Source organism: Aeribacillus sp. FSL M8-0254 (genome assembly GCF_038008845.1).
Taxonomy (GTDB): Bacteria; Bacillota; Bacilli; order Bacillales; family Aeribacillaceae; genus Aeribacillus; species Aeribacillus composti.
On the sequence record NZ_JBBOZY010000001.1, the window covers coordinates 572,433 to 594,031 of the forward strand.

Sequence of the window (21,599 nt, forward strand, 5' to 3'; positions counted from 1 at the left end):
AGGCGGATAGATGGTGTGAAAGTGCATGTACTTACCCGGGGAGGTCTGGCGGATAGGTGAAGTACGCTTCATAACCTACTTAGTGATAAGTAGCTGAACCGTCAGAAGTCAGCAGAGGTCATAGTATTAGTTGGTCTAGAACAACTAAGAAGGACCGAACAATTAAGAGAGAATAGCCCTTGGCATTCAGTGAGTCATGATGAACACAGAAAACGTAGTACCTCACTTGAGGAAGGAAGCGGTGAATCCCGTGGGAGACCTCTTGGAGGGTGGAGTGACCACTGGCATAAAGAGAACAGCTATTCACGGAAGTTATAAAGACTTGCGTCAATCATCTTAATTGAACCGCCGTATACGGAACCGTACGTACGGTGGTGTGAGAGGACGGGAGTTAATCGCTCCCTCCTACTCGATTGCACTAATCTATTATACTTTCTGACGGTTAAAGACGTTTCTCAGCATACCGAATAAAAGGTACGCTTGATAGCAATAAAGCAGCGATAAACAAGATGACTCCCGCCCAATGGAAATGAATCCAAAAATAGCCCCCAAATGTACCAACTAAGCTTGATCCCAAATAATAGAATAAAAGATATAAAGAAGATGCTTGAGCTTTATTCTTATCCGCCCGTTCTCCAATCCAAGCGCTGGCAATGGAATGACAGCCGAAAAAACCATATGTAAATAGTGAAATGCCGATAATTTTCACCAATACTGGCGGAAAAAGAGTCAGAATGGCTCCGGAAATAGTCAAAGCGACGGCAAAAATTAGCGTGGCTGAATGGCCGTGTTCATCAGCTTTTTTGCCTAAAAATACAGAGCTGAAGCTTCCGAAAATGTAGACGATGAAAAGGAAGCCAAGCAATGATTGGCTGAATGAATAAGGAGGCTCGCTCAGTAAATAGCCAATATAATTGTATAATGTCACAAAGCTTCCCATAAATAAAAAGCCCAAAAAAATGAGAGATAAAAGCGGCTTATTTTTTAAGTGTACAGTATATGCCTTTATAACAGCTTCTATATTAAACGGTTTTTTGTCGCTATTCTTTGGTGTCGGTAGAATAAAAGCAAAGACGATGCTTAAAATAAGAGCTAGCGCTCCGATGGAAAATAAAGCGGTTCTCCATGAAAAAAAATCTGTCAACAAGCCAGTGATTATTCGGCCGGCCATTCCGCCGATGCTTGTTCCGCTTATATACAATCCCATCACTTTGCCAATTGCAGTTGGATGAAACTCTTCTGCTACATACGCCATAGCGAGAGAGGGGATGCCTGCTGAAGAAATTCCAAGCAGTGTTCGGAATACAACAAGCAAAGGAAAATTTGGGCTCATAGCAATAAACATAGAGAGTATGGAAGTAAGCAGCATCGAGATGATCATGATTTTCTTTTTTCCAAGAACATCTGACAAACTAGCAGCTACCAGCATCATAAAAGCCAGTGTTCCGGTTGAAGCCGATACGGTTAAACTGGCTGATGCGGCAGAGATATGAAATTCTTTTGAGAAAACAGGCAGTAAAGGCTGTGTTGTATACAAAATGGAAAAGGTGACAAAACCGCCGAAAAAAAGAGCTATGCTGGCCTTTACATATTCTGGACTGTTCATTTTTATGTATACCATTGGACTCGCCTCTTTCCATTATTTCCAAATATACTATACATCTAATAAGCTAAACTGTCTAATGCAACGAATGAAGTAGAGGCGAATGACAATGAACGATAATCTGTACGAAATCACTTTTAAGGGCCGACTAGTCGAAAAAAACACAAAAATTCAATCATAAACAAAAATTTAAATCTAGCAACATTCCTCTTTCAAAAACTTGCAAATGTCAAAGCCAACATTCCCTCGGCAACCGAGTGATTTGCCGTATTTGCTGCTGAAGGAATTTGAGCACCGATTCCATTATGTGTTCACACAAGCAAGGGAAAACATTTATACGATTGTTCCAATTGGTCCGGTGGCAAAAATATTGCAAGCACAAACAAACATCTTCAAACATAAAAAGTTGGCAGGCGGTCAATGTTCTGGTGACGGTGGCAGCAACGGTTTGAATTCTTGTGAAGGAAGCTGCTGAAAAGTTGTATGGACGCTGTGTGAAAATGTGGTAAAATATAAAAAAGCGTTTTCATAACCAAAAAATATTAATGTAAAATCAAAAGAATTTCAAAAATAATTGACAAGATTATGTTTTTTCAAAATTGATCTGGAGGGGATTTAGAAATTGAAGAAAACTCGTTGGGGAATAATAAGCACAGCACAAATCGCTAAAAAGCAGTTGATTCCTGCGATTCAAAGATCTAAAAATGCTGTTGTGGCGGCGATAGCAAGCCGATCCGATAAAGTGATCGGGGTGGCTGATGAACTAAATATTCCGAAAGCCTATAAAAGTTATGAAGACTTGCTAAAGGATCCAGATATCGATGTTGTATACATACCGCTGCCTAACCATTTGCACAAAGAATGGATTGTGAAGGCAGCTGAAGCAGGAAAACATGTATTATGTGAAAAGCCGGCAACGTTGACAGCTGAGGAAGCGAAAGAAGCGGCAGCCGTTTGTGAAAAAAACAATGTGAAGTTTATGGAAGCGTTTATGTACCAATTTCACCCACAGCACCAAAGAGTTCGAGATATCATCGCATCAGGTGAAATTGGCGACGTGAAATTAATGAGAGCCAACTTTTCGTTTTATTTGGATCCTGCCTCGCAAAATATTCGTTTAAATTCTGATATGGGCGGCGGCAGTATTTATGATATTGGCTGCTATTGTATTCATTCGATTCGAAATATTATTCAAGCCGAACCGGCTGAAGTGAGAGTAGATGCCGAAATAGATCCTGTTCATCGCGTTGATACGACGGCTGTCGGATATATGGAGCTTGACAATGGAGTCAAAGCCGTTTTTGACTGCAGTTTTCACGCGAGTTTTTCAAATGTTTATGAAGTGGTCGGAACGAAAGGTTCTATTCGCGTTCCAAGAGCCTATCGACCTGACCGCCAAGGAGGAGAAGGCTTAGTCATTGTTGAAAAAGAAAATGAACAGAGAATCGAAAGCATTGTAGCGGATCAATACGCTCTTCAAGTTGAGCATTTTTCAGATGCGGTGCTGCATGGAAAAAATCCTTCCTACACAAACGAAAATATGATCCAAAATATGACTGTAATCGAAGCTTGCTATGAATCGATTAAACAGGGAAAAAAGATTTCGCTTAAATAAAATGACAAAACGGCGGGGCATGTGTTCTCGCCGTTATTTTTTATCATTTTGACCAATAGAAAGCGTACTGGACAGAAGTGAATTCACCTCCCCTTATCGTCGGGCTGTACCCAACGCATGATGGCGGACTCTTACTATGAAAAAAAACGAAAATCTGCTTTAGCAATCGAATTTTTGTATTGACAAATCCTAATAAATCGTAAATTCTCTTAATTAAGGACTTCTTTCATAAATAATATCGGGTGCATTTTGCAATATATAGGTATAATAGCATCAAACTAAAGGCAGGGGGTACGCGTGAAAATCGCAAAAGTGATTAATAATAACGTGATCAGCGTTATACAAGATGATCAAGAGCTGGTCATCATGGGACGAGGGATTGCCTTTAAGAAAAGACCTGGCGATGAGGTTGATGAAGACAGAATTGAAAAGATATTTAAATTGGAAAATCAGGATATGGCCAGTAAATTTAAATCGCTATTGTACGAGGTTCCGATGGAATATGTAAAAGTAACGGAGGAAATGATACAATACGCGAAAAATAAACTTGGCAAAAAACTGAATGATATTATTTATATATCGCTGACAGACCATATTAATTTCGCCATAGAACGGCAAAAACAAGGGATAAAGATTGTGAATCCATTACTTTGGGAAATCAAGCGGATATATAAAGATGAATTTCAAATCGCTTTGGAAGCACTGAAAATGATTAAAGACAAATTGGCGATGAACTGCCTGAAGATGAAGCCGGTTTCATTGCGATGCATTTCGTCAATGCTGAGCTGAATGAAGAAATGACGGATGTCACCAATATGACAAAGATTATTCAAGATATACTGAATATTGTAAAATACCATTTTAAAATTGAGCTTGACGAGGATTCATTAAATTATTTCCGTTTCCTTACCCACTTGAAATTTTTCGCGCAACGGCTCATAAACAACATGCTGCTGAAGAGCGACGATGATGAATTGTATGAAATCGTAAAAAATAAGCATCCGGAAGCTTATGCCTGCACGAAAAAAATAAAAGATTATATTCAAAAGGTGCATGGCCATGAAATAACTTCGGAAGAAAAACTATATTTGACAATTCATATTGATCGAGTCGTGAATCGTAATTAAACAAAATCTCAGCTTCTCGCGATCGGGGCGTCATTGGTTTATCCGGCACTATCTAATCTTACTAGCGGAAAAGCGCTTTACACTTTGTTTTCAGGCACGATGTTTGAGTCGCCTATTTATATTACATTTCTTGGCATTCCGGTCATTTTAATGACGTATTCATCTTCCGTTATTCCGATTATTTTGGCTGCTTATTTTAGTGCGAAGGTGGAAAATTGGTTTAAGAAAGTTATTCCTGATGTCGTGAAAACATTTTTAGTTCCTTTTTTTACACTGATTATCATAGTTCCTTTAACATTTTTATTGATTGGGCCAATTGCAACTTGGGCAGGAAAGCTTCTAGGTCAACTAACAGTTGCCATCAATGATTTATCGCCAATTATCGCAGGGCTGCTTCTTGGCGGGTTCTGGCAAGTATTTGTGATTTTCGGTCTTCATTGGGGGCTTGTATCGATTGCCATCAACAATATGAGCACAATGGGAGCGGATCCTATTTTAGCGATGGCATTTGCTCCTTCTTTTGCACAAATAGGTGCTGTACTTGCCGTAATGGTGAAAACGAAACAGCAAAAATTGAAAACGCTTAGTGTTCCTGCATTTATTTCCGGAGTTTTCGGGGTTACAGAACCGGCGATTTATGGTGTTACGCTTCCGCTCAAAAAACCGTTTATTATCAGCTGTATTGCTGCGGCAATTGGCGGAGGACTCATAGGAGTATTTGATTCAAAAATGTATATGCTGGGAGGTCTCGGAATTTTTGGTATTCCATCCTTTATCAGTCCGACTGAAGGCATTACGTTTGGTTTGTGGGGCACTTTAATTGCCATTACCGTTGCCTTTATCCTTGGTTTTATCCTCACTTTCCTTTTTGGATTCAGTCAAAAATCGGCAACAGAAGCAGATCGGCAATCCCAACAAGCAACAGCTGAGGCTGACGCGGAAGAAGAATTATTAGGTAAAAAAGAAATTATTTTCAGCCCGTTTAACGGCGAAGTAAAGCCGTTATCAGACATCAAGGATGCAGCATTTTCATCCGGGGCCCTCGGCGCAGGCGTAGCCATTGAGCCTTCGGAAGGAAAATTAGTAGCGCCTGTATCCGGCACAGTAACGACTCTTTTTCCTACGAAACATGCAATTGGCATAACATCTGATCAAGGTGCGGAAATTTTGATTCATATCGGCATGAATACCGTTCAATTGGAAGGTAAATTTTTCACTGCTCATACGACTCAAGGCGCCCGTGTAGAGAAAGGACAGCTGCTCATTGAATTTGACATAAATGGAATTCAGTCGGCGGGCTTTGATTTGGCGACACCGGTTGTTATAACCAACACTAGTCACTACAAAGAAATAAATGAAACGAAAGAAAAACAAATCAAAATTGGCGAACCTTTATTGACGCTTATAAATGACTCGGAATGATTTTGCACAAGAAAAAAGCATCTGCTGATTAAGGGCAGATGCTTTTTTTAAAAAGATTTGAACGTTTTGCAGCTTTTCATGCTGTTTTTTTTGAAAAAAAATACAATTCTTTTATGTAATAATAGTTTCCGTAATATGTGAATATTTCGAGAAATTATGTTAGATAATATTACATATTTATTGCAGATATAGTCATATAAACTATAATTCTTAATAAATAAAAAAATCCCCCTAAAGAGTTTGTAGTGATCTCTCATTCTCTGTCAACCGGAAAAAGAAGGTGAAAAGCTGACATTTGCCAGCGTATCTTGGAATGATGAAAAGTGAATATCGTTCCCCGAAATAAGTGGGAAATCAAAGCTGTCTAGGGTTCCGTTGCTGGCAGGCTGTATCACCGCCGGTAAGTCTGGTCCGAGAGAGAGCGTATAGAAGCTGCGTTTGATTGCAACTTCTATATACACGGAAGGATAAAAGCCTGGGAGATCTATTCTCTCTGGCTTTTATTTTTTTAAAGCTGAAAATTTAAAAATCTGGGGAGGGGGATATAACAGAATTTCTTTAAGCACTATTTTGAAATACCTAAATTCAAAATGAGATGAAAAATATAAAGCCGAGGTGAAAGACATGAAGAAAAAGAAGCTTCCACTACTTGTTCTTTCTATCATTTTTTGCTTGTTGTTGGCTGCTTGCGGAAGTAAATCTGCAAATGAAACTTCTGGCGGCAATAGCAGCAAAAAAGAACCGATTAAGATTGGTTTCAGCGCCTTGCCGAGCTGGTATTTATGGCATCTCGTAGAAAAAAAGGGTTTTTTCGAAAAACATGGAGTGGATGTCGAATTGGTTTGGTTTCCAGTATATGCTGATTCCCTTTCTGCATTAAATACGGAAGAAATTGATGGAAACAGCCAAGCTTTGCTTGATTCGATCTCCCCTTTAGAAAAAGGAATTGATTTAAAAGCGGTATTTATTACAGATAATTCACTTGGCGGCGATGGGCTTGTTGCTTCAAATGATATTCGCTCGGTTAAAGACTTAAAAGGGAAGAAAGTCGGTACGGAAATAGGAACGATTGAACACTTTTTTCTGCTCACGGCATTGCATGAAGCGGGATTAAAGGAATCCGATGTGAAATTTACAAACTTATCTGTTCAAGATGCGGGAAATTCATTTATAGCTGGAAAATTGGATGCAGCCGGTTTGTGGGAGCCTTTTTTAAGCATGGCAGTGAATAAGGGAAAAGGACATAAGTTGGTGACATCCGCTGACTTTCCAGGCTTGATTTCCGACTTATTTGTTGTAAGAGGAGATGTTGCGAAAGAGAGGAAAGAGGACGTGCAAAAAATCGTAGCAGCATGGTTTGATGCGGTTGACTATCTTTCGCAAAATTACGATCAATCGATTCAACTAATAGCGGACGAGGCGGGAATTTCAAAAGAAGAGCTGGATGTAGGAATGAAAGGATTCAAGCTGTTTTCTCCTGAAGAAAGCTTGAACGCTTTTAAAGAGGGGGATAACTATCAATCTTTTTATTACACAGCTGAAAAAAATGCGGAATTTTTAAAAGAGTTAGGTTTTATTAAAGACATTCCTGATTTTAGCAACTTCGTTGACACCTCATTTATTAAAGCGGAAATTGAACGGGCAAAGTAAGGAGGATTAATGGATGGAGCTTCAAAAAAGAAAAAGGCATCAATGGACATTATTCAAAATACGCGAGGATATTCCGAAAAAATGGTATTTTACTGGGGTATCAGCTGCTTTTATCTTGTTATTGCTCATTTGGATTTTGCTGAGCAATTTAAAACTTGTGGATGAAGTATTTCTTCCGACTCCCGCAGCTGTTGTGGGCTCTTTCTTTGCTGCCCTTTCAAGTCCGGAGTATTGGGGAGAAATCGGGATTAGCGTCTACAGAGTTTTTATGGGGTTTTTACTGGCATGTCTGTTAGGGATTCCGCTCGGAATATTGGCTGGCACTTTTAAGCTTGCAGAATCGGTTATTTTGCCCGTCTCTGAGTTTATCAGGTATATGCCGGCAGCCGCTTTTATTCCACTTATTATGGTTTGGGCAGGAATTGGGGAAACAGCAAAAATTTTAGTGATTTTTATCGGAAGCTTTTTTCAGCTCGTTTTAATGGTGGCAGATGACACAAACCGGATTCATAAAGACCTACTTTATGCCTCCTATACTCTTGGAGCAAACCGCTGGCAAGTCATCTCAAAGGTTATCATCCCTGCAATGCTTCCGAAATTAATGACAACTATGCGGCTGATTATGGGATGGGCTTGGACGTATTTAGTTGTAGCAGAGCTGGTGGCGGCAAACAACGGTCTTGGATATTCGATTATGAAAGCGCAGCGTTTCATGGATACCGAGTCCATCTTTGTCGGAATCATTGTTATCGGGCTGTTGGGACTTATTATTGACAGATGCTTTGCCTACATTAATAAAAAATTATTTCCATGGGCGGAAGGAGGAAATTAAATGTTGAATGCTATCAAAGCTGAAAAAAATCTTCGCCAAGAGAAGATTGAAATAAACATTCAAAATTTGTCGAAAGTGTATAAAACGAATAATGGCTCCTTTCAAGCGCTGGAGAATGTTTCTTTGTACGTAAAAAATGAAGAATTTGTTTCCATTCTTGGACCGTCGGGATGCGGTAAGTCGACCATTTTGAGAATTTTGGCAGGTTTGGAGGAGCCGACATCAGGCAGTGTGCAAGTATCCGGTGAAGAAGTGAAAGGACCAAGTGCGAAACGAGGTATGGTCTTTCAGTCTTATACGTTGTTTCCTTGGTTGACAGTAAGAGAAAACATAGAGTTTGGCCTCAAGCTAAAAGGAATGAAACAAAAAGAGCGTAAAGAAATTTCCGATCGATATTTAGAGCTGGTAGGACTGGAAAGATTTGCGGATTCCTACGGCAAAGAATTGTCCGGCGGCATGAAACAACGTGTGGCTATTGCAAGATCGTTGGCCAATAATCCGGAAGTGTTATTAATGGATGAACCTTTTGGAGCGCTTGATGCACAAACAAAGCAATCCATGCAGCAATTATTGTTGGATATTTGGAAGAAGGAAAAAACAACCATTGTGTTTATAACGCACGACATCGATGAAGCCTTATTCTTATCCCAGCGAATATATGTCATGGAAGCAAGACCGGGGAGAATTCTCGAAGAGATTGATGCGGATTTGCAATTATTTCAAGATGGGGAGCTTGTGGATGTAGAGAAATTTATGAACGTAAAAAAACATATCATTTCTTTATTAAAGCATTAGTAAAAAACTTACAGAAGGATCGGAAGGGCTGTTGATGATGAAGATACGAAACAAACTGCTCCTTAGCTTTGGAACCGTTTTGCTAATTGTCCTGCTCGCCTTTCTTATTGTTTACTCTACTTTGCAGGACGTTTCCAAATCCTATTTTAATTTAGCAAATACCGATATGAAAAAATTGCAGCTTGCCCACCAGATTCAATTTGAAGACCTTGCGTTAACAGATGCGGTCAGAGGGGTGATTATCGAACCGGATAATACGGCCGAAAGGGAAAAGTACAATCAGTTTGCAAAGCAAATTGATCAACATATTAAAGAAGTGACTCCGATGCTGGATGATTCCAGGACGAAAAAAATTTTCCACGATCTAAATATAAACAATCAAAAATTAGTTGAATTAGAAACGCAGATGATGGAATTGGCCGGGGAAGACCGCCAAAAAACACTTGCTATTTTTCATGGAGAATATGCGGATATTCGCGCTATTTTTAGTTCCAAACTAGAAGAATTCAAACAAATTGAGACAGAACGGATAACCAAGAAAATTGAGGAAGATGAAAAATTAATAAGAAAAAAAATCATGGCGGGTGCAGCGGTATTTATCACAGCACTGTTTGCAGGAATTTTAATTGCAATATTTATTTCTAAAAGAACCACCCGGCCATTGTGGAAAATTGCAAATAAATTAGAGGAATTGGCGCGAAATAAAGGAGATTTAACAGCTAGAATCCATATCACGAATAAAGATGAAATTGGAAAGCTGGCGGCGGCATTTAATAGAATGCTGGAGAACCTGCAAAAAATGATGCTAAAAATAAAGGAAACGACAGATGAAGTTTCCGCTTCAGCACTCGAGCTTTCTGAAGGTACTAAAAACTTTGCGGAAAGTACAGAACAGATCACGATGGCAGTTCAAGACATTGCTTCCGGAGCCGGTGATCAAGGTGACATGGCGGATGAAAGCTCACATGCGGTGAATAATATTGCCAATGAAGTTCAAAAAATTGCATCGTCATCTTCTTTCGCGGCAGAATCGGCCTTGACCACATCGAAAATCGCAGAAGAAGGAAACAAATCAATTGTCAAAGCAGTAAAGCAGATGGAATTTTTACAAAAATCCGTTGATGAAGCGTTTATTAAGATTGAGGAACTTGGCAAGCTTACCGACGAGATAAAAAAAATATCAGATGTCATGGCAAATATAGCGGAGCAGACGAATTTATTGGCTCTAAATGCTGCAATTGAGGCGGCGCGTGCAGGGGAACAAGGCAAGGGTTTTGCTGTTGTAGCAACGGAAGTTCGAAACTTGGCGGAAGAGTCAAAACAATCTGCGATTCAAATAAATGAAATGATACAGCATGTCCTCTCCATTGCTGCTGCCGCCGTGGAGAATATCGATAAAGGAAGGAGCGATCTAAAAGAGGGTAAAAGGGTTGTTGATGATGCTGGGCGTGCTTTCCATAAAATTTTAACATCAGTTGAGAAAGTAACATGTCAAATACAAGAGGTTTCCTCATCTGTCCAGCAAATGTCAACAGGAGCTGATCAAGTTGCTGTTTCTATCGGACAATTGGCTGACATCGCCAAAAAATCATCAGCTCATTCACAAAATGTGGCAGCCTCAACGGAAGAACAACTGGCTGCAATTGAAGAATTTACAGCAACGGCAGAAAATCTCTCAAATGTAGCAAAAAAACTGAGAAACATGATCGGGGAATTTAATGTTTAACATTGTTTTTATCTATTTCCAGCATTCATTGTAAGTTTCATGTTATATTATCTAACAAAATCATTGAACAATGCTGCACTCCTTTCTATATTAATCTTAAATAAAAATTTCATAAAGGTTCCTGATCGATAGGAACAAAAAAGCTGTCTAGGGTTCCGCTGCTGCTTAAGTTTGCAGCAGGTCTGGTCCGAGAGAGAGCGTATAGAAAGCATCAAAAGATGTCTTTCTATAAACACGGAAGGATAAAAGCCTGGGAGATTTCCCTAGGCTTTTATTTTTTTACAACGATCATTAAGAAAAGTCTCAAGGGAGGTATTTTGGATGACTAAAATTTTCAGCAAAACGATCGTACCTGGAGGAAAATGGTCAGGAAAAATCGGAAAAGGAAAGCTTATTCGTTTTACAGCCTTGGAGGCTGGAGCCAATCTTTCGCTTATGATGTATCATGCACATGATCTTTCAGAGCGTTATAACATGCCGGATACATTAAAAGCCCAGCACACATTTCACTTGACAAAGGGAAACGTATTGATGAGCGATAACGGCCGAGTATTGGCCAGCATCACTAGCGACAGCCTTGGCTGGCACGACACTGTTTCAGGCTATACCACAAGGGAAGGAACAGATGAGAAATATGGAAAAACAAGCTATCAAATATTAAGAAATGACTGGCTCAGAAGCGGAGAAGAGAACTTTGCCATGGAGCTTGTAAGAAACGGGCTCAGCCTGCGCGACTTGGCTCCTGTCGTCAATCTGTTTTCAAAAGTGAAAACCGACGACAAAGGCAACCTTACCTATTGTTTGGATCATTGCAAAAAAAATGACACAGTAACATTAAGAACAGAAATGGATATTTTGCTGATTGTATCTAATACACCAAACCCGCTTGATCCAAGAACCAACTATCCGTCCGTTCCGGTGGCAATGGAAGTGCTTCCGGCAGAGCCTGTCGATTTGAACGATTATTGTGTAAATTATCGTCCTGAAAACCGCCGGGCATTTGAAAATACTTGGGAATATTATGCGCTTTTGTAGCATCGGGCAGGAAATTGTTTGAGTACCCAGGCTGATGCCTTTAAAGATCAACATTATAGAAAATACCGATTTAAAAATACGATATGAGGAGGAAAGGAACATGGAAAATATTAAAAAAGTAGAAAGTCCTCGAAAAGAAGAAAATGCAATCTATAACAAAATCATCCCTGCCGGTGAAGGCTGGATGCATGAACTAAAGCCAGGGCAAATTCTAAGAATTGTCGACTTGGAAGGAAACCAAGCAGTAGATACATTGTTTTACGATGCAGATAATCCGGAGGATCATTACAGTGTAACAGCCACCATTACAGGACAGAAAAATATTTACTTAACAACAGGTTCGGTGCTTCGTTCTGAATCAGGAAATGAATTGCTGAAGATTGTAGCGGATACATGCGGGCGGCACGATACATTAGGCGGTGCTTGCTCAGCACAAAGCAATACCGTCCGATATGCACATGATAAATTGCATATGCACAATTGCCGCGACACGTTTATGCTGCAGTTGTCGAAATATGGGGAGCGTTTTACAAAAAGGGACCTGGCTCCAAATATTAACTTCTTCATGAATGTTCCGGTTACAGAAGATGGTCATTTAGAATTTGCTGATGGAATCTCTTATGCCGGAAGTTATGTGGAATTATTATCCCTTCGGCGGACATTGGTGCTGATCAGCAACTGCCCGCAATTAAACAATCCTTGCAATGCTTACAATCCAACAAAAATACAAGTGCTGATTTGGGATAAATAAACAGAATCAACTAAGATACGGATGCGTCAGGGGGGAGTACAAAATGTTTAAAAAAATTCTGATTGCCAATCGCGGGGCAATAGCCGTCCGGATTGAACGGACGCTTCGCAAGCTTGGAATTCTATCGGTTGCTATATATACAAAGGCGGATCAAGACAGTTTACATGTAGACGAAGCAGATGAAGCTATTTTAATAGGAGAAGGCCCGGTCAAAGACAGCTATTTGAATGGAAATTTAATCATAAAAGCTGCCATTGAGTCAGGAGCCGATGCCATTCATCCCGGATATGGATTTTTAAGTGAAAACGCAGATTTTGCCCGCTTGTGCGAACAAAATGGAATTACGTTTATCGGACCTTCACCTGAACAGATGGAGATATTCGGATTAAAGCATTCTGCCAGAGAAATTGCAAAAAAAGCCAATGTTCCTTTATTGCCGGGAACGGACCTCATCACCGATTTGGATGAGGCGGTAAAACAAGCTGAACATATTGGTTATCCAATTATTTTAAAAAGCACGGCAGGAGGCGGAGGCATCGGAATGCGCGTTTGCGAAAATGAACAGCATTTGCGCTCGGCATTTGAGGCGGTACGTCGTCTTGCTGAAACAAATTTTAAAAATAAAGGCGTTTTCCTGGAGAAATATATCGCTAGAGCACGCCATATAGAAGTTCAAATTTTTGGAAATCGATTTGGTGAAGTGGTAGCTTTAGGAGAACGAGACTGCTCTATTCAGCGCCGCAATCAAAAAGTTGTGGAAGAAAGTCCGGCCCCTCTTTTGTCCCAGGAAGTCAGAAAAGAAATGTTCGCAGCCGCCATCCGATTGGCGGAAGAAGTTGGATACCGGAGTGCAGGCACCGTTGAGTTTTTATATGATCCTGAAACAAGCTCCTTTTACTTTCTTGAAGTGAATACAAGACTTCAAGTGGAGCATGGTGTAACAGAAGAGGTCTTTGGCATCGATCTTGTTGAATGGATGATACGTGAAGCAGCAGATGATCTGCATGAATTGCATTCCTTAGTTAAAGAGCCGAAAGGGCATAGCATTCAAGCGCGTATTTATGCGGAAGATTGTTTGCATGAGTTTCGGCCGAGCGCCGGACAGATTGATGAGGCAAAATTTTCTAAAACAGCTCGAACGGAAACGTGGGTAAGAAACGGAATCACGGTTACGACTCTTTATGATCCAATGCTGGCGAAAGTGATTGTTCATGGAAAAAACAGGGAAGAGGCGATCGGAAAACTCATACAAGTGCTAAACGAAACGAAATTGTACGGTATTACAACCAATCTCCACTACTTGAAAGCTTTATTGAAGGAAAAGGATTTTATAAAAGGAAATGTATACACCCGTTTATTAAACCATTTTCAACCTAGAGAACATGCACTGGAAGTATTGGACGGAGGAATTCAAACAACTGTTCAGGATTGGCCCGGACGCATTAAATATTGGAGCGTAGGTGTGCCGCCTTCCGGTCCAATGGACCCGCTCTCGTTCCGGATTGGAAATAAACTTCTCGGGAACAGAGAAGGCGCCCCTGGTCTTGAATTGACATTGCGCGGGGGATCTTATCGTTTTCGAGATGATATATGGTTTTGTATTACAGGTGCCGATATGCAGGCTAAGCTTGACGATCAGCCCGTGCCGATGTATGAACCTGTTTTGGCAAAAAAGAACCAAGTATTATCATTTGGTGAAGCGAAAAGGGGAATGCGGACTTATTTATTAGTAGCAGGCGGTTTTGACATGCCTGAAGTTTTAGGAAGCTCCTCCACATTTACGCTCGGCGGATTCGGCGGCCATGGCGGACGCGCCTTGCGCACTGGCGATGTGCTTTTAATCAACCGGGGAGCTGTTGTCAAAAAAACGAAGGGGCTTCCAGCTGAATATAGACCGATCATGACGAATAAATGGACGATAGGCGTCATTCCGGGCCCTCATTGTACAAGCGAATTTTTGCATCCGGATTATTTGCGGCAATTAACTGAAACAGAATGGGAAGTGCATTTTAACAGTTCGCGCACAGGCGTCCGGTTAATGGGCCCAGCGCCGAAATGGGCAAGAGAAGACGGCGGAGATGCAGGTTTGCATCCGTCAAATATTCATGATAACGCTTATGCAGTGGGAACGCTTGATCTAACAGGCGATATGCCGATTTTACTGGGACCTGATGGACCTAGTTTAGGAGGATTTGTCTGCCCAGTTACGACGGCTTCAGCTGAGTTTTGGAAAATTGGGCAATTGCATCCGGGCGATATCGTCAAGTTTCATTTGTTGTCATTGGAAGAAGCGGAGGAACTTCGAAAAAAACAAGAAATGTTTATGCAAAAAATTGAAAATGGCAGTTTGTACGGATTTCAACCTTCTCAACTTCCTGCCATTAATCCAAAAATTACAGCCGACGATTCAATTTTGGCTCAAGAACAAACATCTCGAAACATTCCAATTATGATTCGTTCAAGCGGCGACGAAAATTTGCTGATTGAGTACGGTTCAATGGATTTAGACCTGCTGTATCGGTTTCAAGTACATGCTTTAATGCAAGCGATACAACAAAAAGGCAACATCCCTTTCCTTGATTTAACGCCGGGCATTCGGTCTTTGCAAGTGCACATTGACCCATCGAAAATGTCCGTTCGCGAGGCTTGTCAAAAAATTTTAGAAATTGATCGCGAGCTTCCGCCGCTGGAATCGATAAAAGTCCCTTCACGTATTGTTCGGCTGCCTCTTTCCTGGGATGATCCGGCTACTCAATTGGCCATTGAACGCTACCAGAAAAACGTCCGTTCCGATGCTCCGTGGTGTCCGAGTAATTTGGAATTCATCAGGCGCATAAATGGCTTAAAAAGCATTGATGATGTAAAGAAAATTGTATTTGATGCAAAATATCTTGTTTTAGGATTAGGCGACGTCTATCTTGGCGCTCCAGTAGCCATCCCAATTGATCCTCGGCACCGTTTAGTCACAACAAAATATAACCCTGCCCGGACTTGGACGCCTGAAAATGCGGTAGGAATTGGCGGTTCGTATTTATGTATATATGGAATGGAAGGTCCTGGAGGCTATCAATTTGTCGGCCGGACGATTCAAATGTGGAATAAATTCCGGACAACGAAGAGTTTTGAACAAGGAAAACCTTGGCTATTGCGGTTTTTCGATCAAATTCAGTTTTACCCAGTAGATGCGGAACAGTTGCTGCAATTGCGGGAAGATTTTCTTAGAGGAAGGTTTGAAGTGGAAATAACAGAAACAACGTTTGATCTTGGCGAATATTTAAAATTCTTGGATTCGATCAAAGATAGTGCCGAAACTTTCCGCATGCGGCAGCAGGAAGCTTTTCAAGCAGAGCGAGAACGGTGGAAGCAGCTAGGATTGGCGGAATATATATCAGAGCATGAACCAATGAAAGAAGGGCAAGAGGAAAATATCCCTCCAGGTGCTGAGGTTGTTCGTTCTTCCATGCCTGGAAGTGTATGGAAAGTTCTTGTGTCTCCTGGACAGCAAGTTAAGAAAGGCGATGTTCTGATGATTGAAGAAAGCATGAAAATGGAGTTTCCGCAGCTGGCCCCGTGCGATGGACAAATAGTAAATGTTTACGTGAAACCAGGGGACGAGGTGCAATCAGGACAATTGATTGTCAGCATTTTAAAGCAGAAAGAACGAGAGGAGGTTCTCAAATGAAATCGGTCAAACATTTTCCTCAACCTTTGACGATTGCGCGGTTGAGAGAGATGTACCTTAACAATGAATTGACTCCCGAAGAAGTAGTCGTTGAAATCATTCATCGAGTTAAACAAGATGAGGATATGAATATATGGATTACCCCTCCGGCAATGGAAAGAATTCAGCCTTATCTAGACAGGCTTGCTTCACTGGATCGGAAAAGCTTGCCATTATGGGGAATTCCATTTGCTATTAAAGACAACATTGATTTAGCCGGGGTTCCGACAACTGCAGCTTGCCCCCAATATGCTTATATACCAGAAAAAAGCGCAACAGTGGTTGAGCGGTTAATCGCAGCAGGTGCGATCCCATTAGGAAAAACAAATTTAGATCAGTTTGCCACTGGGCTTGTCGGTACAAGAAGTCCTTATGGAGAAACGAAAAATGCCTTAAAAGAAGAACTGATCAGCGGGGGATCAAGCTCTGGATCTGCGGTGGCCGTTGCACGAGGCCATGCAGCGTTTGCACTCGGAACGGACACTGCTGGGTCCGGACGAGTGCCTGCAGCCTTAAATCGCTTAGTCGGATTTAAGCCGAGCAGGGGAGCCTGGCCGATCGCTGGAGTAGTTCCGGCTTGCGCAAGCCTTGATTGTGTGACAGTTTTTGCGCACAATTTGCAGGATGCATTGGAAGTTGATCGAATTGTGCGCGGCGAGGATGAAACAGATCCTTGGTCACGCTATTTCCCGAACGTATCGCCGAAAAGTCCGAGCAAAATTTGTTTGCCGAAACAACCGCTTTCGTTTTTTGGCCCATTTCGTGAAGGATATAGGAATGCATGGATGAAAACGATGAAAAGATTGGAACGCTTACGTCTTCCGATTGAGTATATCGATTATGATTTGTTTTCCGAAGCGGCGTCTCTTCTTTATGAAGGTCCTTGGGTGGCGGAAAGATGGGCGGATTTAGGTGATTTTGTGAAAGCAAATACAGAAGATGTGTTTTCAGTTACGGAAAAAGTCCTTTCTTCCGGAGCTTCTCCTGATCATACGGCAGCATCAGCTTTTCAAGCGATGCACAGGATCCAATCAATCAAGCATAAAGTGAAAAAATTGTTAAAAGATGCAGTATTAGTTTTGCCTACTTGCGGCGGTACTTGGACGCGCGAACAAGTTAGGCTCGATCCGATTCGCACAAATAACGAAATGGGAAAATACACCAACCATTGTAATCTTTTGGATCTGTCGGCAATCGCCATTCCGGCAGAGGATGCGGAAGCAAATGTTCCTTTTGGCATGACGATGTTTTCGCTGGCAGAACAGGAAGGATTGATATTCGGACTTGCTTCTCAATTTTTAGGAGAAATTCCAACAGAAAATTTTCAACCGCAAAAAAATACGACTTTTGTTGCCGTCTGCGGTTTGCATATGAGAGGGTTTCCGCTCGAAAATGAAATGCATCAATTCGGAGGCAAATTCGTATGTGAAGCAACAACTGCTCCTAATTACCGGCTGTATAAGCTGCCTACGGATCCTGCCAAACCTGGGCTTATCAAAACAAACCACAATGGAGCCTCCATTCAATTGGAGATATGGGAAATGCCATTAGCTTCATTTGGTGCTTTTACAGCATCTATTCCAGAACCTTTAAGTATAGGAACAGTAGAACTGATCAACGGAAACAAAGTGCCGGGCTTTCTTTGTGAAAAGTATATAGCCAATCAAGCGGAGGATATTACAGCTTTTGGAGGATGGCGTTCCTATTGCCTGAAAGAACTCAATTCATAATACAAAAGCCGTCAAACATGTTGGCGGCTTTTTCACGTTCAAGCGCAAAATTCTAATTTTAAGAGATTGACAGGATGGGGTGACTGAACTATTTAGATAAAATCGACGTGTACGTACAGTGTTTTAGGAGACAGAAAGTTAGCTGCATACTTCTGTTTTGTTTATTTTTTAAACTGTAAAATACGACTTTTACCTCTGCTGGTTACTTGAATATTGAAAATACCAATGTATCAATTCATTTCCAAATTGCTTGAAAAAATAGTATTTCCTCTTATTTATTGATAATAAAGTTCCTGTTTCTGGGATTTTGTGGATATTATTAACTATTATCGGAATTTTCGTTTTGCATTATACTACGTTTGGACGCAAACTATATGCGATTGGAGGGAACCCCCAATCTGCCTATTTATCGGGCATTGAGGTGAACCGATATATTATTGCAGCTTATGTTATTTGTGGAGCCATGTCCGCCTTGGCAGGAGTTGTCCTTACATCATGGCTGACGGTGGCTCAGCCTACCGCTGGGAAGGGAATTGAATTGGATGCTATCGCAGCGGTAGTCCTAGGCGGAACAAGTTTATTTGGCGGAATTGGAGGTGTTGGCGGGACGTTTATTGGTGTTTTGTTGTTAAGTATTATCACGAATATTTTCAATCTGTTAGGTTTGTCGTCTTACTATCAGTCGATCTTCATGGGGATAATAATTGTTCTGGCTTTAGTATTGAATCGATTTGTTGTTAAAAAATCAGATTAAGAGAGGAGAATATCAAATGAAAAATTTTAGCTTGTTACGTTTACTTCTAGCTACGTTATTATGTTCAAGTCTTCTTTTGGCAGGATGTACAAACTCCCAGCAAACTGATGGATTATCAGAAAACGGTGAGGGGCAAACTTCCGATTCCTCTCAAGAAAATGACAATGTGGTTATAGGGTTTTCACAGGTTACGCTAGAGTCTCCATTTTATGTATCTTTAGTAGATGCTGCAAAAGCAGAAGCAGAAAAGCAAGGAGTTGAATTGATTGCTATCGACGCACAGAATGATATAGAAAAACAAAATCGGGACGTGCAGGATTTGATTACAAAAGGTATTGATGTTTTGGTAATAAATCCTACACATCCGACAGCCGTTGCGCCGGTGCTACAAGCAGCGAAACAAGCAAATATTCCAGTGATTACAGTGGACCGTCCCACTGAAGAAGAGGTAACAGCTTTTATTGGTCGAGATAATAAGGAAATGGGTAGAATTGCAGGAAAAAAAGCGGTTGAACTGCTTGGCGGTGAAGGAAAAGCAAAAGGAAAAATTATTGAACTGCAGGGAGATGCAGGCGGTAAAGTGATGAAAGATCGTCATGACGGGTTTCATGAAATTGTGGAAAAAGAAGCAGGCATTGAGATCATCGAAGGACCTTATTGTGACTATGTTCGTTCTAAAGCCGTCAAAGCATTTCAAGATCTTCTTCAAGCCCACCCAGATGTCAATTTGGTTTATGCCCATAATGATGATATGGCTCTCGGAGCCCTTCAGGTCTTAGAACAGTCAAACATGTTGGACAAGATAAAAATTGTAGGTATTGATGGGCTCACAGAAGCAGTAAAAGCCATTGTCGATGGCAAGCATCATGCAACGGTTTTAAATGATCCAGCAAAGTTGGGGCAATTAGTAGTGGAGACGTCTATAAAAGTTGCAGAAGGTGAAGAAGTCAAAGAGTACATTGATGGAGGTACTGGTTTGATTGATGCTTCTAATGCGAAAGATTATTTTGATGAAAAAACAGTTTTTGCATCAATGAAATAGGGGGATTCCTATGGATAATATTTCTTCATACATTGATCATACATTATTGAAGCCTGAGGCAACCGGAAAAGACATTGAAAAGCTATGTGAAGAGGCAATAAACTATCGATTTGCTTCTGTTTGTGTTAACCCGTATTTTGTTCCACTGGCGTCTAACCTATTAATGGGTACAAGAATAAATGTGTGCATGGTCATCGGCTTTCCCCTTGGTGCAAATACAACCATCATCAAAGTCAAGGAGACGGAAGAGGCTATTCAAAACGGTGCAGATGAAATTGACATGGTAATGAATGTCGGAGCTTTAAAGGAAAGGAACGATCAAGGGGTATTCCAAGACATAGAAGATGTAGTGAAAGCCGCACAGGGAAAAATCGTGAAAGTTATATTGGAAACTTGTCTATTGACAAAAGAGGAAAAGAAACGGGCTTGTTTATTGTCGAAAGAGGCTGGTGCACATTTTGTAAAAACATCTACAGGATTAGCATCAGGTGTTGCGACGGTCGAAGATGTAACATTGCTGCGAAAGGTAGTAGGTGATCGAATGGGAGTTAAAGCATCAGGAGGAATACGAGATAGAAAAACAGCCATAAAAATGATCGAGTCCGGAGCTTCGCGTATCGGTACAAGCAGTGGTGTGCAGATTGTGAAAAGCGATTTAATTTCCGACAATAATGGATATTGATGATGGAAACATACCTGTAGGAAAGTTACCTACAGATCAGCCTGTAGACAAAAGCTTCACAAGAAGCAGGTCTTCAGGCTTTTTTTGTCGAAATGATTAAAGAGTGATTCAACATAAAAGGGATGAAGGAATGAAAAAAAACCACATTAAAGGACGTTATCCAATTGCTTTTTTCACCTTGGAAGATTTGGTTCCTCAAGATCATTTGCTTCGAAAAATCGACCAAGCGATTGACTTCAGTTTCATTTATGATTTGGTTCAAGATCAATACAGTCCCCATACCGGACGTCCCCGTATCGGTCCGGTTGTGCTCATCAAAATTGTCCTTATCCAGTATCTGTTTGGAATCCGTTCCATGCGCCAAACCATTAAAGAAATTGAAACGAACGTCGCCTATCGTTGGTTTATCGGTTATGACTTTACTCAACCCATTCCTCACTTCTCCACCTTTGGGAAAAATGATGCCCGCCGTTTTCGCGGCACTAACCTGTTTGAAACCATCTTCCAACGCATTTTGGAAGAAGCGGTTCGTCATGGTTTGGTGGACCCTGACATTTGGTTGATCGACCTTGGCGCCGGTCAAAGCCGGTGCCAATAAGCATAAGTTCATCAAAACCGCGATTCAGAAAGAGAGCCAAAAATATCAAGCCCTCCAAATGGTGCTTGGAACGCAACATTCGTCCGGTCATGCCGTATACTCTCCCCCGTACAAAAGACGATTTTTTCCGCAAACGCGATGATATGATTGTTACCTCTGTCCGCAAAATAAAGTCTCAGACTATGAAACAACCACCCGGGTACCGTTCCAAATCCGGACCGATCGCGATGGACGGAAAGAAAAGATGTGACCAAGCGCATCAGTGGCCATATTTGGGTGGCGGATGTGGAAGAAGCAGAGCATTTGAGACACACCGAAGAAAATAAGGCTGTATACACTTAGGAAAGAAACCATTGAACGGGTATTTGCAGACGCTAAGGAGAAGCATGGCATGCGATGGATCGCTTTCCAATTATTGAAAAAAGTGTCCTTGCAGGCGATGCTTACTTTTGCTGCCATGAATTTAAAAAAATTGGCCACCTGGCTATGGAAGTCAGGTGGTTCGAAAGATCGATT

At 41.1% G+C, this 21,599-nt stretch carries 14 protein-coding genes, 4 pseudogenes and 2 riboswitches; of the genes and pseudogenes, 17 read left to right on the forward strand and 1 reads right to left on the reverse strand.

From position 1 onward, the window contains the following. Positions 1-442: 442 nt before the first annotated feature. Positions 443-1,621 (reverse strand): MFS transporter, encoded by a 1,179-nt coding sequence (locus NSQ44_RS02830; RefSeq protein WP_340854802.1) that lies wholly within the window; start codon positions 1,619-1,621, stop codon positions 443-445. Between the two features lie 208 nt (positions 1,622-1,829). On the opposite strand from NSQ44_RS02830, the gene NSQ44_RS02835 reads away from it, so the two are divergent. From NSQ44_RS02835 to NSQ44_RS18945, 17 genes and pseudogenes are all read left to right on the forward strand, one after another. Next, entirely contained in the window at positions 1,830-2,078 is a 249-nt protein-coding gene (locus tag NSQ44_RS02835) for a hypothetical protein (protein ID WP_340854804.1), read from the forward strand. Positions 2,079-2,225: 147 nt separating this feature from the next. Further along, positions 2,226-3,218, forward strand: coding sequence for a Gfo/Idh/MocA family protein (locus NSQ44_RS02840; protein WP_340854806.1), 993 nt, complete (start codon positions 2,226-2,228; stop codon positions 3,216-3,218). Positions 3,219-3,515: 297 nt separating this feature from the next. Then, positions 3,516-4,345, forward strand: a pseudogene (licT, locus tag NSQ44_RS02845) (BglG family transcription antiterminator LicT). A gap of 15 nt (positions 4,346-4,360) precedes the next feature. Continuing rightward, positions 4,361-5,767: pseudogene (locus tag NSQ44_RS02850) on the forward strand (glucose PTS transporter subunit IIA); the annotation flags it as partial. A gap of 353 nt (positions 5,768-6,120) precedes the next feature. Further along, positions 6,121-6,251: riboswitch (guanidine-I (ykkC/yxkD leader) on the forward strand. A 140-nt stretch (positions 6,252-6,391) separates the two neighbouring features. Then, positions 6,392-7,417 carry an ABC transporter substrate-binding protein gene (locus NSQ44_RS02855; protein ID WP_340854809.1) on the forward strand — a complete coding sequence of 342 codons (1,026 nt, stop codon included), beginning with the start codon at positions 6,392-6,394 and terminating at the stop codon, positions 7,415-7,417. 13 nt (positions 7,418-7,430) lie between these two features. Next, on the forward strand, positions 7,431-8,249 hold the full coding sequence (locus NSQ44_RS02860; RefSeq protein WP_340854810.1) for an ABC transporter permease: 819 nt from the start codon (positions 7,431-7,433) through the stop codon (positions 8,247-8,249). After that, positions 8,250-9,044, forward strand: coding sequence for an ABC transporter ATP-binding protein (locus NSQ44_RS02865; protein WP_186439255.1), 795 nt, complete (start codon positions 8,250-8,252; stop codon positions 9,042-9,044). It begins immediately after the preceding gene. A 34-nt stretch (positions 9,045-9,078) separates the two neighbouring features. Then, complete coding sequence (locus tag NSQ44_RS02870) at positions 9,079-10,770, forward strand: methyl-accepting chemotaxis protein (protein ID WP_340854812.1); 1,692 nt, start codon at positions 9,079-9,081, stop codon at positions 10,768-10,770. 136 nt (positions 10,771-10,906) lie between these two features. Then, positions 10,907-11,029: riboswitch (guanidine-I (ykkC/yxkD leader) on the forward strand. 62 nt (positions 11,030-11,091) lie between these two features. Then, positions 11,092-11,805 (forward strand): urea amidolyase associated protein UAAP1, encoded by a 714-nt coding sequence (locus NSQ44_RS02875; RefSeq protein ID WP_340854815.1) that lies wholly within the window; start codon positions 11,092-11,094, stop codon positions 11,803-11,805. Between the two features lie 100 nt (positions 11,806-11,905). Continuing rightward, positions 11,906-12,556, forward strand: a complete 651-nt coding sequence (locus NSQ44_RS02880; protein ID WP_340854817.1) for an urea amidolyase associated protein UAAP2 — start codon at positions 11,906-11,908, stop codon at positions 12,554-12,556. Positions 12,557-12,599: 43 nt separating this feature from the next. Further along, positions 12,600-16,238, forward strand: coding sequence for an urea carboxylase (gene uca / locus NSQ44_RS02885; protein WP_340854818.1), 3,639 nt, complete (start codon positions 12,600-12,602; stop codon positions 16,236-16,238). Then, the gene (atzF, locus tag NSQ44_RS02890) at positions 16,235-18,007 is read left to right on the forward strand and encodes an allophanate hydrolase (protein ID WP_340854819.1); all 1,773 of its coding nucleotides are present in this window, start codon (positions 16,235-16,237) and stop codon (positions 18,005-18,007) included. Before uca ends, atzF begins: the two co-directional genes overlap by 4 nt. A 304-nt stretch (positions 18,008-18,311) precedes the next feature. Then, the gene (locus tag NSQ44_RS02895; protein ID WP_340858097.1) at positions 18,312-18,761 is read left to right on the forward strand and encodes an ABC transporter permease; all 450 of its coding nucleotides are present in this window, start codon (positions 18,312-18,314) and stop codon (positions 18,759-18,761) included. A gap of 16 nt (positions 18,762-18,777) precedes the next feature. Further along, positions 18,778-19,803 carry a sugar ABC transporter substrate-binding protein gene (locus NSQ44_RS02900; protein ID WP_340854820.1) on the forward strand — a complete coding sequence of 342 codons (1,026 nt, stop codon included), beginning with the start codon at positions 18,778-18,780 and terminating at the stop codon, positions 19,801-19,803. A gap of 10 nt (positions 19,804-19,813) precedes the next feature. Beyond that, on the forward strand, positions 19,814-20,485 hold the full coding sequence (gene deoC / locus NSQ44_RS02905) for a deoxyribose-phosphate aldolase (protein WP_340854821.1): 672 nt from the start codon (positions 19,814-19,816) through the stop codon (positions 20,483-20,485). Positions 20,486-20,615: 130 nt separating this feature from the next. After that, positions 20,616-21,132: pseudogene (locus tag NSQ44_RS02910) on the forward strand (transposase); the annotation flags it as partial. Between the two features lie 200 nt (positions 21,133-21,332). Continuing rightward, a pseudogene (locus tag NSQ44_RS18945) lies at positions 21,333-21,534 on the forward strand (transposase); the annotation flags it as partial. Positions 21,535-21,599: the final 65 nt, after the last annotated feature.

Coding starts and splice junctions, on each gene's coding strand:
- NSQ44_RS02830 (WP_340854802.1), bottom strand. CDS start 1,621: ATGGTATACATAAAAATGAACAGTCCAGAATATGTAAAGGCCAGCATA.
- NSQ44_RS02835 (WP_340854804.1), top strand. CDS start 1,830: ATGTCAAAGCCAACATTCCCTCGGCAACCGAGTGATTTGCCGTATTTG.
- NSQ44_RS02855 (WP_340854809.1), top strand. CDS start 6,392: ATGAAGAAAAAGAAGCTTCCACTACTTGTTCTTTCTATCATTTTTTGC.
- NSQ44_RS02860 (WP_340854810.1), top strand. CDS start 7,431: ATGGAGCTTCAAAAAAGAAAAAGGCATCAATGGACATTATTCAAAATA.
- NSQ44_RS02865 (WP_186439255.1), top strand. CDS start 8,250: ATGTTGAATGCTATCAAAGCTGAAAAAAATCTTCGCCAAGAGAAGATT.
- NSQ44_RS02870 (WP_340854812.1), top strand. CDS start 9,079: ATGATGAAGATACGAAACAAACTGCTCCTTAGCTTTGGAACCGTTTTG.
- NSQ44_RS02875 (WP_340854815.1), top strand. CDS start 11,092: ATGACTAAAATTTTCAGCAAAACGATCGTACCTGGAGGAAAATGGTCA.
- NSQ44_RS02880 (WP_340854817.1), top strand. CDS start 11,906: ATGGAAAATATTAAAAAAGTAGAAAGTCCTCGAAAAGAAGAAAATGCA.
- uca (WP_340854818.1), top strand. CDS start 12,600: ATGTTTAAAAAAATTCTGATTGCCAATCGCGGGGCAATAGCCGTCCGG.
- atzF (WP_340854819.1), top strand. CDS start 16,235: ATGAAATCGGTCAAACATTTTCCTCAACCTTTGACGATTGCGCGGTTG.
- NSQ44_RS02900 (WP_340854820.1), top strand. CDS start 18,778: ATGAAAAATTTTAGCTTGTTACGTTTACTTCTAGCTACGTTATTATGT.
- deoC (WP_340854821.1), top strand. CDS start 19,814: ATGGATAATATTTCTTCATACATTGATCATACATTATTGAAGCCTGAG.